A 13106-nucleotide genomic window follows, 5' to 3' on the forward strand; every position below is an offset into this window, starting at 1 on the left:
GGGTTCGGGCTTTTCCGAGGCGCTGATCAACGAGGTGGGCCAACTGGTTGGCCAAGCCGGCGGAAAGACGCCTAGTGCTCATGTTCCCACCAAGGACACCGACCTTCGCTCGGCCACGTGGTTTGAGCCGAGGTTCGTGGTGGAGGTGTTTTATCGCGGCATCGGCGGGCAGCAACTGCTGCGCCAGGCCTCGCTCAAGGCGGTCAGGCGAGACAAGGATGTGGCCGATTTGGCGGACTCCGACAGGGCTGCCGCAGTCGAAAAGCCCGTCGACGCCTCCAAGCTCAAAAGCCTTGGCAAGCAGCTCAAGAGCGATTCAAAGAACGGCAATGCTTCAAAGCACAGCACGGCCCCGACAGGAACCCAAGGCCGCACGCCCCCTCGGCTGTCCAGTCCGACCAAGGTGATCTTTCCTGACACCAAGGCCACCAAACAGGACGTGTGGGATTACTACACCGCCGTGATCGACCACGTGTTGCCCGAGGTCATCGGCCGCCCCTTGTCGATCATCCGGTGCCCCAGCGGTACCGCCAAACCGTGCTTCTTCCAGAAGCACCACACCGCCGGCCTGGAGCTCGTGGATGCGGTGCGGCTGAAAGAAGACAGCGGGATCAACGCCCACTACCTGGTGGTCAGGGACGCGGCAAGCCTGCTTGAGCTGGTGCAGTTCAACGCGCTGGAGTTCCACCCGTGGGGCAGCCACGCGGAAGCGCCTGACCGGGCCGACCGCGTCGTCTTTGACCTGGATCCCGGCCCTGACGTGCCCTTTTCCGAAGTCAAAAAGGCAGCCGTGGATATCCGCAAGCTGCTCGAACAGCTGGAACTGGCGTCGTTCCTGCGGGTGTCAGGAGGGAAGGGGTTGCACGTGGTGGTGCCGTTGAACCCGGGATGCGATTGGGACCTGACCAAGCGCTTTGCCAAGGGGTTTGCCGACGCGTTGGCACAATCGGAGCCGACCCGTTTTTTGGCCACGTCAACCAAGAGCCTTCGCAACAAACGCATTTTTGTGGACTACCTGCGTAACGGCCGCGGGGCGACAGCGGTCGCGTCGTATTCCCTGCGCGGCCGCCCTGGCGCCCCGGTGGCCATGCCCATCGCCTGGAGCGAGCTTGCCAAGCTGACCCGTGCGGACGCGTTCACCATGAAGGACGTGCCGGCGAAGTTGGCCAGACGCAAGAAAGATCCTTGGGCGGACATCAACACGATCCAGCAAAACCTGGCCCGGTGGGCGCAAGACGCCTGACCTGGCCGCCTGCCTCGATACTGATTTGGGAGAGAAACCGATGCGTCGATCCATCCTATCCGCTGCGGCAGCCGTCGTCCTAACCGCGTGCGGGGGCGGAAACACCGAGTCCAGTGTGCAAGCGCCCGGAGCGGAGGAAACGGCCAAGACGAAGGCCCTGGAAACGGGCGCAGCAGTGATGCAGGATCGGCCGCCGATCGATGCCGTCAACGCCTACCTGGACGGCTTTCATTTCTACAATGGTCAGATGAAGGCGCAGATGGAGGCGCATCACTACTGCTCAATCCTCAATGAGGATGTCATCCAGTGCACCATCTACGATGGCAATGTGAAAGACGCCAAGCTCATGGGCGTGGAGTACATCATCAGTGAGAAGCTGTTCGCGGGCCTGCCTGAGCAGGAGAAGGCGCTCTGGCATAGCCACGTCCAGGAAGTGACATCGGGGCAGCTGGTCGCGCCAGGGATCCCGGAGGTGGCCGAGCATGAGCTTATGGAAAAGCTCATCCGCACGTACGGGAAAACCTGGCACACCTGGCACACCGACTTGGACAAGGACCTTCCGCGAGGCATGCCGCAGCTGATGATGGGCTTCACTGCCGATGGTCAAGCAAACCCGGAGATGGTGGCCACTCGCGATGCGCGGCTTGGCGTCAGTAGCGAGGACAAGCGAAAGCGTCGCGCCGATATCCCCGTGCCGAACATAGATCCGGGGGCAGACGCCTGGCAACAGGGGACGGTGATCCAAATCCAGGACCCAAGCAGTGGACACGCGCACGGAGCCGAGAGTCGGGATAAGCAGCCCTCCGATCAGAAGGAGAACGCGACGTCCAATGGTTCGACCCACCGGTAGCTGTGGAGGCCTGGGCGGGCGTGGTCGGCCACACCCGGCGCACGCTCCGCTCGCATGGTGCTTGCAGTCTGTTGATAGGGGCCGCTGGGTGACGCGGGTCCTCGCCAAGCCCGGACCATCGTGCATGAAGCGGATCTCGTAAACGCGGCTCTTCTGCGCGTTTTATCTACCCCTGCTGGCCCCGGCAAAGTGACAAGACAGGGACATGTGGATGATCAGCAAAGCGGGACGGCCTGACTCCCTCAATCGCCCGTCTGGCTGTGCGGGGCGGCCAGTGGTTTTGACTGAGGCGAGTCCTTCTGGCGTAGGAAGATGGTCAAGATGACCAATGAAAGCACAGCCAAAAATTCGCTTTGCCAGTTCTGGAAGGACTCGAACCAGAAGCTGCTGCTCCAGAGGTGTTCCCAGCACGTGGGGGCGGGCTGTCCAAGCGCCACCTGCTCATCCACTTCCGCACGCCAGCTGCCTGCCAGGTGCAAGGAGAAGCTCATGAGGAACAGGGCCCCGAAGGCAATTGCCAGGGAATGACCATACAAGGTCTTCCAGATCCCACCTTTGCGAACGGCCCAAGGCGTCGTTCCAGCCTCGATGCGCTGTTTTTCCTGAGCTTCGTCCAAGGGGCGTGATTCAGCCGAGCCCTTCTGGCGGAGGCTGACGGTCAGCAGGACATACATGCCCATCTGAAGAAACTCGCTTTCCCAGTTCTCGAAGGTGGCGCTGACGAAGTGCCCGCTGTGCAGGTAGTTCCACAGATCCAATGTTGCACGGTGTGTATCAGCGAGTTCTTGATTGTGTGCCAGGAAGCCGGTCCACACCTGGCCTGCAAAGAAGCAGAGAAGCAAGAAGAGGAGCACGATCGATAAGCCATTTCGTTTCCACATGCCCATACGCCCTAGAGGTAAAGCGAGCGATCCTACGTTAGTCCCGCCAGCGCAGGAATTCGTGAAGGAGCGGCATCGCGTGCCGCCCCTCAACGGGCACGCCGGGATCTGGGAACCCTGCCGCGTTGATCAGGTCGGTGAGCATGGCGGGCTTGGGCAGGAGCGCCCATCGGTGGCGGCCGGGACAGGCGACATGCGACGACACCGAGGCAACCAGGGAGAGGACTCGGAAAATGTCGAAAAAAGCGGCTGCCACGGCCTGTTCCTGCGCGATGATGAGCCAAGTCGCAACTCTGGTGGGCCCAGAAAATCTGGGCCCACTTCGGCTCGGTCAGAACTCCTTCCAGCCTGCACTGTCCGTTGAGCCAGTGAGTGACTCGAATTGGCGCGGTGCCTGATGCGGGAGGCGTTTTGCAGGTGTCTTCAAAAGCGCTGCCGTCTTCTTGCTGCCTGGGTTGGCGAAGACGGTTTTAGGGGGGATTGCTTGGACCCGACGAACTGTCTCATTGTCGATCTTGAAGATCGCCACGGCCTCGGTCAGCTGGGTGGCTTGCTCTTCCATGGCGCGGGCTGCAGCGGTCGCCTCCTCGACCAGTGCGGCGTTCTGCTGGGTCGCTTCATCCATCTGCGTCACGGTGGTGTTGACCTGCTCGATGCCGGCCGACTGTTCCTGCGAGGCTGCAGAGATTTCGCCCATGATGTCGGTCACGCGCTGCACGCTGGCGACCACTTCGGTCATCGTGGTTCCGGCGCTGCGCACCAGGGCCGAGCCTTCCACGACGCGCTGCACCGAGTCGTCGATCAGGTCCTTGATCTCCTTGGCCGCGCCGGACGAACGCTGTGCCAGCGTACGTACTTCCGAGGCGACCACGGCGAAGCCGCGGCCTTGCTCGCCGGCCCGCGCCGCTTCCACGGCGGCATTCAATGCCAGGATGTTGGTCTGGAACGCGATACCGTCGATGACCGAGATGATGTCGGCGATCTTCTTGGACGACGCCTCGATACCACTCATGGTTGCGACCACCTGGCCGACGACTTCGCCGCCCTGGGATGCCACGCCTGCGGCGCCGATCGCCAGCTGGTTGGCCTGGCGCGCATGTTCGGCGTTCTGGCGCACGGTGGAGGTCAGCTCTTCCATCGAGGCAGCGGTTTCTTCCAGGTTGGCCGCCTGCTGTTCGGTGCGGTGGGACAGATCCTGGTTGCCTGCCGCAATCTCGCCCGCAGCAGAGCTGATCGTGGTCACTGAGTGTTGGATACGGCCCACGATAGTCGCGAGTTGCCCGGCAGTTGCATTGGCATCGTCACGCATCTTGGCGAAGACACCGTTGAATTCACCATCTATCCGCGCCGTGAGATCGCCGTGTGCGACTGCCTCAAGAAGCCCGGACAGCCTGGCCAGGTTGGTATCGCTGATATGCATCATGGAATTCAGGTCGTCGATCATGACTTGGAAGTCGTGCTGGAACCGATCCCTGTCACCCCGTGCAGCAAAATCGCCGTTGGCCGCAGATTGGGCCAATCGCTTAATTTCCGTATTGATCGCAAGCAGGCTGGCTTTGGCTGCATCCATGGATTCATGCAGAAATGCTCGCGAGGCGGGCAAGCGGCGCGCATCCCGGCGAAGATCTCCGCGTGCATACTCTTCAAGAACCGCTATGGCGTCGACGATCGCGTCGAGGTGCTCAAACATCATTGTATTGATGCCTTGTGCAAGCTCTCCATATATCCCCGGAAAAGATTCAGGCATCCGGTGGCTGATGTCCTCGCCCGCATGCTTGTGAATCATTAGCGTTGTTTGATGAGAATAGCGTTGTAGCATCGCCACCATCTCGTCAGAGGCTCGCAGCATTTGGCCGATCTCATCTTGAGTTGTGTCATTGCTCATGACGCTCAGGTCGCCTCGCGCGACTGCGTTAACCGAAGCAAGTGCCTGGGAGAGTGGCTTCGTCAGACTCTGCGTGATGATCCAGGCTGTCAGGCCGCCCAACAGCAGACTCAAGGTGCCAAACACCCAGATCATTGTGTTGCTGCTCTGATTGGCGTCGTTTGCCTGTGCAGCTGATGCGGCAATCGCCTTTTTTTGCTCCGCGACGCTTTCGGCGATGGCTTGGTTCCATGCCCGCATCGCGGGCCTGGCTTTTTCCAGGGTGATAGCGACCGCACTATCGTAATCACCAGCTGCCAGCCGCTCGCCGATTTGACGATTGATTGGCATTGCGATTGCGCGCATTTCCTCGATACGCGTGCGCCGAGCCCGGGCAGCTGCGTCCGGCGCTGGAAACTTTTCGTTGTAGTCCTTCCAGGTCAGCTCGTAGCGCTCAACCAGCCCCTTGATGCGGGCCTGGTAGTCTCCGAATTTTTCGGGATCGCGGAGCAGCGTCATCTCGCGACGCGCCACAATCATGTCGTTGTTGATATCCAATAGCGTTGTGAGTGCCACCATCTTGGCCAAACTCACATCTACAACCTTGTTGAGCTCTTTGTTCTGTGTCCTGTTGCCTTGTAGCGCAACGATGCTGATCAATGTGATGAGGGCGAGGAGTAAGCCAAAACCGGTCGCCAGTCGCGCTCCGATCCGGAGGCGGCGTGTGAAGTTCATTAAATGAAATCCCAATGCAGGTAGGGGAGGGGCGGTCGACCCTGGCCCGGGCCAGGGACACGTCAGTCAACGCTTATGCGGTCGCGGCATGCGTAAGGCGTATACGATAATCGGCCTACGTGTGATTATCTTTAACGCATGCATGACGGTTCAGAAAGGCGTGGTTACGCCGGCAAGCATTATGATGAGGTGTTTTGATTCAGCGAAGGAAGGCGTCGCGTAGTTCAACCAGGCGGCGGTGCAGATGGAGAAGACGCCCCGGTAAAATGCAGCGCTGGTGAAGAAGCGGCAGTCGCAGGCTGGGCTCACGCGCCGACGGTGACGCAAAAAACAAAGCCTTCGGCAATGGCGAAGCGGATCGAGGTCTACACACTCAAACGTGCGGCGCGTGTCGCAGAGTGTGCTCAGACGGCGAAGGGACCTGTTTGCGTTGCGTACGCATGGCGTAGACCCGGATGACAGGGGGGGGGAGTGCTGGCTGACAGATCGCGCAGCCGTGGGACGCGGTCTGGCCAGCGCATGGATTGATCCGCGACGCGCTGGAGATCGCCGAACCAGATGTCGTGGTCGCGCTGATAGCGCGCTCCATCAAGCACGCCATCGAGCAAAGCGAAGCCACGCTCGCGCGAGCGTTGCACCGCAGTGGACCATCGATAGAAAGACTCGGGTAGCCGGGACCTCCATCTTCAGGCCGGAGGCACCGCTCAGGTCACGCGAGGGCTGCCTCGGCGCCACGAGCTCTGGCGCGCTGCAAGCGAGCGTCCCGGCCATAAATTGTTCATGAAATGATCAAGATCAGCGGCTTGGACGACTGGGCACCGCCTGCTTCGTTGAAGCGGCAGCTCCGGGTACAAAGAGCGAAGGGCTGCTGTGCGCGGGCTGGATATCTGCCCACTTGCGGTTTCGATTGCATGGGCAGGGCAAGGCGACATGCACAGCATCCACCGTTGATCCGCTTGTTGGTTTCGACGGGGCGTAAACAGGGCGTGTAGCACAGTGGCCTTACCAGCCATAAAGCCAGGAACCGCATGAACCCGCCCGTCGAATACCGCCCCGATTTGGAAACGCCCAGCGTCAGTGAGCAGGAAACCATCCGTTCCCTGGAAGCGCTGTTCGTTGACATGGCAACGACCGTGGCTGAGAAGGAGGGGCATGCGCACCGCGCGGTCCATGCGAAAGGGCAGGGCCTGCTGACCGCCAAATTCACCGTGCTCAACGATCTGCCGGAAGAGCTACGGCAAGGCCTGTTCGCAGAACCCGGGCAATACGATTCATATATCCGCTTGTCATCGCCGCCTGCAGAACAGTTGAGCGATGCGGTTTCGACTCCGCGTGCGTTGGCGTTGAAGGTATTGGGCGTGAGTGGCGAGCGCGTGCAGGGTGGAGACGAAAAGCACAGTCAGGATTTTTTGATGGTCAATGGCCCTTCCTTCACCACGCCGGGTCCTGACGGTTTTCTGCGTAATTTTCGTGTTCTTGCGACGACCACTGAGAAGGCGCCGCGTGCGAAGGCAGCGCTCTCAAAAGTGCTTCGAGGGGTGGAAAACAGCCTTGAGAAGATCGGCGCTGGAAGTGGCAGCATCAAGCAGCTGGGCGGGCAGCCGCAGATTCATCCGCTGGGCGAAACCTTCTTTTCGCAGGTGCCGTATCTCTACGGCCGCTATATCGCCAAGTTCTCGCTTGCGCCGGTGTCCAGCAATCTCCTCGCACTGGATGGTGAAGACGTGGGCGACTCCCAGGACGCGCAACGCGATGCCGTTCATCACGCCATCAGCACCCTGGACAGCCCCGCCGAGTGGGAGCTGCGCGTGCAGCTGTGCCGGGATGTGGACAAGATGCCGGTCGAGGATGCCTCGACGGAGTGGCCGCAATCCATCAGCCCCTTTGTCGCAGTGGCGCGTGTGGTCGTCGAGCGCCAGGCCGGCTGGGACGGGGAGAACTCGCAACGGCTGGAAGACCGCATCGCCTTCTCGCCGTGGCATGCCTTGGCCGCTCACCGGCCGCTGGGTGCCATCAACCGGGCGCGCCGTGTCGTGATGGCAGCATCACGCCGATTCCGCGCCGAGTTCAATCGCTGCCCGATCCACGAGCCAACTGGCGTCTAGCGCGGTCGTTGCTTGACCTTGCCGTGTGGCCCGATGCCTCCGCGTGGTCTGCGTGCCCCGGACTGCAGCTGCCAGCCAGGAGTGTTTGAGAACTCGCAAAAGATGGACGACGACGTCAGTCCACGTGGTGTGCCGGGGTTGGCCCGGCCCCCGTAGCAAGGACGTTGCTGGTGATAGCCCCTCTCCACCAGCGCTGCCGGTCGCGTCCAGCTGAATGCTAGACCCATCCGGGCTGTCAGATCGGGACGCCACTATCAAGAAGGACCGATCGCTGCCGCTAGGGACGCATCCCTAACGCAAGTAGCAGAGGTCGCCATGTTTTTCTCCGACAGCCACAAGGTGGACGCGCTGACCAAAGCGGTTGATGCCACGTTGAACGGCGGCACTGCGCAATGGCCGAACAACGGGCCGGCTCTGCTTCTCAGGAAGCTGGCCGAGTCGCTATATGCGGCGCAACAGGAGCGCGATCTGGCACAGGCCCGGGCGGAAGAGGCGACGGCCGCGTTGCGCCATCTGGAGGGGCGCTTCGAACTGGTCGCCAGCGGCACCACTGACGGGCTCTGGGATATCGGCGTCATCGGCGGAGATCCCACGCACCCGGACAGCCCGGTGTGGTGGTCGCCGCAGATGCGCCGGCTGCTGGGTTTTGCGTCCGAACAGGATTTCCCCAATGTCCTGGACAGCTGGGTCGCGTGCCTGCACCCGGACGACAAGCAGCCGACGCTGGATGCCTTCGCGGCGCACCTTGCCGATCGCAGTGGTCGCACTCCCTACGACGTGGAAAACCGCCTGCGCCTGAAGTCCGGCGAATACCGCTGGTTCCGCGCATTCGGCACGACCGAGCGCGATGCGCAGGGCCTGCCGCTGCGTGTGGCCGGGTCGCTCACCGACATCACCGAGCGCCGTGACCGGGAGCAGTTCCTCGACATCACGCTGACGCGCTTCGAGCTCGGCTCGCAGATGCTCAGCGATGGGTTGTGGGACATGAGCGTGATCGCGGGTGACCCGATCAATCCAAGCAACGAGTTCTGGTGGTCGCAGCAGTTCCGCCACCTGCTTGGCTTCGAGTCCGAGCAGGAGTTCCCCAATGTGCTCGATAGCTGGGCGTCACGGCTTCACCCGGAAGACAAGGCGCGTTCTCTGAATGCGTTCGCAGCGCATCTGAACGACCGCAGTGGCCGCACCAACTTCGACATCGAGTATCGCCTGCAGCTCAAGAACGGCCAGTACCGCTGGTTCCGCGCACGCGGTCTGACCAAGCGCGCGGCAGATGGCACGCCACTGCGCGCGGTGGGCGCGTTGATGGACGTGGAAGCCGGACGTCAGTTGGGCGAGGTGGCAAACACGCTCAGCAACGCGGCAGGCGATATCGTGCGCAGCAACGATGACCTGTCACGGCGCACGGAACAGCAGGCGGCCGCCCTCGAGGAGACCGCAAGTTCCATGGAGGAGATGACCAGCATCGTTCGCAAGAACGCCGAAGGCGCGCGTCAGGCCAATTCGCTGGCGAGCCAGGCCGCAGAGACCGCGCTGCATGGCGGCGAGCTGGTCAATGGGGTGGTCAGCACGATGGCAGCGATCCAGGCGTCATCGCGCAAGATCGGCGAAATCATCACCGTCATCGACGGCATCGCGTTTCAGACCAACATCCTCGCCCTGAATGCGGCCGTGGAAGCAGCGCGGGCCGGCGAGCAGGGACGCGGCTTTGCGGTCGTTGCTTCTGAGGTGCGTAGCCTTGCTCAGCGCTGCACCATGGCCGCCAAGGAGATCCGCGACCTGATCGCCGATTCGGGTGCGAAGGTGGGGCAGGGCGCGGAGCAGGTCAACGTGGCGGGCAAGGCCATGGAAGAGCTGCTGTCGTCGGTGAGGCAGGTCAACGACATCATGGGTGGCATTGCGGCGGCCAGCCACGAGCAGAGCGCCGGCATCGAGCAGATCAATCAAACGATCTCCCAGATGGATGCGGCCACGCAGCAAAACTCCGCGCTCGTCGACACCATGGCATCGTCGGCCCGCGCACTGGAAGATCAGGCGACCGCGCTGGTGGAGAGTGTTGCGAACAGTTCACGCAGCGTCAGTGGCAAGGCGAAACTCGCACTGGCTGCATGACGCATGCAGCCAGCGCGCCGCCCTGCGACCTGGTGACGCCGGGATGCAGGGCGGTGCGCTGAAAACCAGAATGCAGTCGCTGGCTTTTTTACGCTCGGCCTGAAAAGGCGCACGGTGCAAACCGCTCGCCTGGGATGTTTCATCGCGCAGGTGCAGTGGCAATGCGTGCGCCGGTAGCGAATGAGGCCCTCTGGATTTTTCCATCGGCCACCTCGTAGATGCAGAGCATCTCAACAAGACTGGTCCCGTCAGCAAGGTTGCGGGTGATCAGCTCCGAATCGGCGACGATGTTGCCGACGACGGTCCGCGACAACAGCCGCGCATGCAGGTCCGGCTCTTCAAAGCGGGCGAGAAAGCGCTCGCGAAGCATGGCGTGTCCTTTCGCCAGTCGGGGGCCGTGCAAGGTGTAATGCTCGGCATCGTCGGCATAGGTCGCCAGCAATGCGTCGATATCCTTGGCGTTGTAGGCGTCCAGCTGCGCCTGAACGATCGAGAGCACGTTATCGGTGGTCATGTCTGGGCAATCTTCTCGTGTCGGGAAGGCAAGTCGCCACCGCACAGCAGGTGCGGACGACGTGGCAAGGACTCCTGGCAGTCAAGCACTGGAGCAAGCGGATCAGGGTGCGTGCTTCCTAATACCAGCCCAGGTACAGCGTCGCAATGCCCCAGGTATCGATCAACCCATGCGCCAGGACCGTCGCCCACAGGTTGCGTCCTGATCGCAGGTAGACATAGCCAAACAAGGCGCCGACAAGCCCGGTCAGCAGCACCCCCGAGATGCCTTGGCTCAGGTGCATCGCGCCGAAGAGTGCTCCCCCTGCCACTGCCGCCATCACCTGGCCCCCACGATAGCGGCCCAGCACGTGATCGAGGTGGTGCATCAAGAACGCACGGAAGACCAGTTCTTCGCCCAGCGCGGCGCTGAGCCAGGCACCGCCTGCCAGCTGGGCGGCCGCGTTGAAGTTGCCACGCAATGCACCGTAGCCGCTGTAATCGGCCTTGGTCCCGGTCAGGGCATCGATCAGCGGTTGCACGAACGGATTGACCAAGCCGATGACGAGCGCGAGCAGCAGCAGTGTCCAACCAAGCCAGGCGCGAAAGGGCCGGCGCTGCAGTCCGCAGGCACCCAGCGAGCGCGTTTCCAGCCAGACCAACGCGATCCCGAGTACGCCGACCACCGGCATCCGCCAGGGAAATTGCAACCAGCGGTAGTGCGCCAGCGCGAGGATGACTGCGATCGCTGCGATGCGTGCCAAAGGATGTCCCAGCGCAGGACTGCCCGGGCGGTGATATGCGGTTGCGTCGCCTTGTTGAAACATGCTGGAAGGAGGATCGAGTAGGTCCTTGAACGGTAGCAACAGGAGCGACAAGCGTCCTGTGCCAGAGGGCATGGGCTGCTATCTGCGAAGAGGGATGGGGCATGGACAGGGTCTCGGCCATGATCCGGTCACCGTCATGGGGCCGGCCAATGACGCAGGCAGTCAGCCGGCGTCGATCATCAACACGCCCGCCCGGTGTAGCACTGGCATGTATCTCTTCGTGCGATGGGTCTATGCCGCAGCGACTGCGCCGGCCACCGGCGCCTGCAGACGTATGTCGGGCCAACGCCCTGCTTGAACCCCGCATCACCTTGCTGGTTCAGCTGTGTTTGCAACGAGGAACACATGGCGCCACCAATAGCCTGTGGATCCGGATACGCTATGCGCTTCCCACAGCGTTGTTGACAGGTATGGAGCAGTTGAACGAGCAATGGATGACAGCGGTTGTGGATGCATTGAGCGACCTGCAGGCAGCAAGGGTGGCTCAAGGTGCGGTGCTTGAGGCAGTGGTTGCTTCGCATCCATCTCCCGTGCTGCTCATGCGTTGCTGGGATCGCCTTTCTTCGTCGTTGATTGCAACTGCTTCACAACATAAAGCCGCGTCGACAATGGCAAAGCCCATCGAGGCGTATACGCTCGAGCAGCTGGCAGCGTGGACGGATCGAATGGAGCGCTGTTTTCCCCAGGCCAGAGGTCAATCCTAGCTGGGATCGCGACCAGGCCGCGCTTGCGATGCCCGTGCTTGATGCACGGCACTTGGCGACGCGGTGCATAGCGGAGCCGTACGTCGCGCTTGGATCGGCGAAGGCAACGGTGAGCAGCTACTGCAACCGTGTGCCGATCAGGCTCCTGCCGGCCGGCAAGCTCCCATTCCGTGCCTTGATGGACTATTTGCAGTGCCAAGCATCGCGGGCAACCTGCATTGATGGCCTATCTGGTTGTCCCCAAGGCCCAGATCGAACGTTTCACCGATGCAGCCGGGCAGCTTGGCGGTGTGGGATCCTTCGTGTCACAGGCCACGGTCGCCGAGTTCATGGAGCAAGGGCACTTCTCCCGTCACTTGCGCAAGATGCGTGCGCTCTACAGTCAGAGGCGCAGCTATTTGGTCGATGCGCTCACCGATATCTTTGGTTCCCGCATGGCGATCCAGCCCCAGGCAGGCGGACTCCAGGTGCTGGCCTATCCCGCGACAGGGCAACATGATGAGTTGCTGGCGCAGGCCGCCCAATCCCACGGACTGCCACTTCAGGCATTGAGCAGGTGGCGAATCCGGCCCTCATCGACGGGCGGTTTGCTCATGGGATTCTCGAGCTTTGCAACGCGAGAGCAGGCATATGCCTCGGTTCAACGGCTACGAGCAGCGCTGGATGACGTGCTGGCACCTGTAGGACCCCGTGTTCGTGCTGCATCGCCAAGGGTCTGAAGTAGTGTGATTAACGGCCACCCTGAAAGCGGAAGGTGAAGCGCATGGCCGACGTGGAGGCCGTTGCCGAGTCTGCTGGTGGAGCAGTGGCGTCGACCAACGTCAACTGGCCATCGGCGACAGGCACCGGCACGCCAAGCGTGAGATCGATCTGTTTGGACCAGCCCCCGCCGAGCACGGTTGCCCTGACGATCAACCGGCCCGCCACGACGCACTGCACCTCGGCCGGGCAACGGCTGTCTTCGATGACGCGGTCGGGACGTACCCTGGGGCCATCGACCGCCGCGATGTCTCCCAGCCGTACAGGACCTTCGATGGGCCGGGCAGTGATGGGGCCAGCCGCCGCGCATCCGGCAAGTGAAACGGCCAGAAGCGTTACAAGTACTGGTCTGCGGAAGAGGCGGATACGTTGCATGGCGGTCATGCTCGCATGTTGTCCAAATAAAAGCTGATGTTCGGCGAGCTGCACCTGGGTAGCAATCACATCACGGCGATGTGGCGTCACTTCGCCGTGGTGCTCTCGCGCAGGCGCCAGCAGTGTGCGAGCGCTGGCAGCGAAGGCGGGCCGACTGATCTG

At 62.0% G+C, this 13106-nt stretch carries 12 protein-coding genes; 6 read left to right on the forward strand and 6 right to left on the reverse strand.

Translation table 11 applies throughout. The features are described from left to right. Together ligD and EO174_RS02270 are read left to right on the forward strand one after the other, a co-directional pair. Positions 1-1243: non-homologous end-joining DNA ligase (gene ligD / locus EO174_RS02265; protein WP_206515030.1), on the forward strand; the 1243-nt coding region annotated here is incomplete at its 5' end. Positions 1244-1283: 40 nt separating this feature from the next. After that, positions 1284-2093, forward strand: a complete 810-nt coding sequence (locus EO174_RS02270) for an OBAP family protein (RefSeq protein WP_126941997.1) — start codon at positions 1284-1286, stop codon at positions 2091-2093. A 242-nt stretch (positions 2094-2335) separates the two neighbouring features. On the opposite strand, the gene EO174_RS22850 is transcribed toward EO174_RS02270, so the two are convergent. The 3 genes from EO174_RS22850 to EO174_RS02285 form a co-directional block, all read right to left on the reverse strand. Beyond that, positions 2336-2974, reverse strand: coding sequence for a DUF6766 family protein (locus tag EO174_RS22850; RefSeq protein WP_164739322.1), 639 nt, complete (start codon positions 2972-2974; stop codon positions 2336-2338). A 37-nt stretch (positions 2975-3011) separates the two neighbouring features. After that, complete coding sequence (locus tag EO174_RS02280) at positions 3012-3230, reverse strand: hypothetical protein (RefSeq protein ID WP_126941999.1); 219 nt, start codon at positions 3228-3230, stop codon at positions 3012-3014. Between the two features lie 75 nt (positions 3231-3305). Further along, positions 3306-5573, reverse strand: a complete 2268-nt coding sequence (locus EO174_RS02285; RefSeq protein ID WP_126942001.1) for a methyl-accepting chemotaxis protein — start codon at positions 5571-5573, stop codon at positions 3306-3308. A gap of 1028 nt (positions 5574-6601) precedes the next feature. Here EO174_RS02285 and EO174_RS02290 point away from each other — a divergent pair. Continuing rightward, a complete protein-coding gene (locus tag EO174_RS02290) occupies positions 6602-7678 on the forward strand; it encodes a catalase family protein (protein ID WP_126942003.1) in 1077 nt (358 codons plus the stop codon). A 315-nt stretch (positions 7679-7993) separates the two neighbouring features. After that, positions 7994-9787 carry a PAS domain-containing methyl-accepting chemotaxis protein gene (locus EO174_RS02295; protein ID WP_126942005.1) on the forward strand — a complete coding sequence of 598 codons (1794 nt, stop codon included), beginning with the start codon at positions 7994-7996 and terminating at the stop codon, positions 9785-9787. A 139-nt stretch (positions 9788-9926) separates the two neighbouring features. Here the strand turns inward: EO174_RS02295 and EO174_RS02300 are convergent, their stop codons facing one another. Both EO174_RS02300 and EO174_RS02305 read right to left on the reverse strand, forming a co-directional pair. Next, positions 9927-10301 carry a nuclear transport factor 2 family protein gene (locus EO174_RS02300; protein ID WP_104582838.1) on the reverse strand — a complete coding sequence of 125 codons (375 nt, stop codon included), beginning with the start codon at positions 10299-10301 and terminating at the stop codon, positions 9927-9929. A gap of 118 nt (positions 10302-10419) precedes the next feature. Further along, the gene (locus EO174_RS02305; RefSeq protein ID WP_104648573.1) at positions 10420-10971 is read right to left on the reverse strand and encodes a CPBP family intramembrane glutamic endopeptidase; all 552 of its coding nucleotides are present in this window, start codon (positions 10969-10971) and stop codon (positions 10420-10422) included. Between the two features lie 545 nt (positions 10972-11516). On the opposite strand from EO174_RS02305, the gene EO174_RS02310 reads away from it, so the two are divergent. Next, on the forward strand, positions 11517-11810 hold the full coding sequence (locus EO174_RS02310) for a hypothetical protein (protein ID WP_104582839.1): 294 nt from the start codon (positions 11517-11519) through the stop codon (positions 11808-11810). 221 nt (positions 11811-12031) lie between these two features. After that, positions 12032-12529 (forward strand): hypothetical protein, encoded by a 498-nt coding sequence (locus tag EO174_RS02315; protein WP_206515031.1) that lies wholly within the window; start codon positions 12032-12034, stop codon positions 12527-12529. Between the two features lie 10 nt (positions 12530-12539). On the opposite strand, the gene EO174_RS02320 is transcribed toward EO174_RS02315, so the two are convergent. Further along, positions 12540-12944 (reverse strand): hypothetical protein, encoded by a 405-nt coding sequence (locus EO174_RS02320; protein ID WP_126941819.1) that lies wholly within the window; start codon positions 12942-12944, stop codon positions 12540-12542. Between the last annotated feature and the right edge of the window lie 162 nt (positions 12945-13106).

The organism is Xanthomonas sp. BRIP62418, from assembly GCF_003993495.1.
Taxonomy (GTDB): domain Bacteria; phylum Pseudomonadota; class Gammaproteobacteria; order Xanthomonadales; family Xanthomonadaceae; genus Xanthomonas; species Xanthomonas euroxanthea.

Bases quoted from the DNA above. Each gene is read 5' to 3' on its own strand.
- EO174_RS02310 (WP_104582839.1), top strand. From the start codon at position 11,517: ATGGAGCAGTTGAACGAGCAATGGATGACAGCGGTTGTGGATGCATTG.
- EO174_RS02295 (WP_126942005.1), top strand. From the start codon at position 7,994: ATGTTTTTCTCCGACAGCCACAAGGTGGACGCGCTGACCAAAGCGGTT.
- EO174_RS02305 (WP_104648573.1), bottom strand. From the start codon at position 10,971: ATGCCGGTGGTCGGCGTACTCGGGATCGCGTTGGTCTGGCTGGAAACG.
- EO174_RS02300 (WP_104582838.1), bottom strand. From the start codon at position 10,301: ATGACCACCGATAACGTGCTCTCGATCGTTCAGGCGCAGCTGGACGCC.
- EO174_RS02285 (WP_126942001.1), bottom strand. From the start codon at position 5,573: ATGAACTTCACACGCCGCCTCCGGATCGGAGCGCGACTGGCGACCGGT.
- EO174_RS22850 (WP_164739322.1), bottom strand. From the start codon at position 2,974: ATGTGGAAACGAAATGGCTTATCGATCGTGCTCCTCTTCTTGCTTCTC.
- EO174_RS02290 (WP_126942003.1), top strand. From the start codon at position 6,602: ATGAACCCGCCCGTCGAATACCGCCCCGATTTGGAAACGCCCAGCGTC.
- EO174_RS02320 (WP_126941819.1), bottom strand. From the start codon at position 12,944: ATGCAACGTATCCGCCTCTTCCGCAGACCAGTACTTGTAACGCTTCTG.
- EO174_RS02270 (WP_126941997.1), top strand. From the start codon at position 1,284: ATGCGTCGATCCATCCTATCCGCTGCGGCAGCCGTCGTCCTAACCGCG.
- EO174_RS02315 (WP_206515031.1), top strand. From the start codon at position 12,032: ATGGCCTATCTGGTTGTCCCCAAGGCCCAGATCGAACGTTTCACCGAT.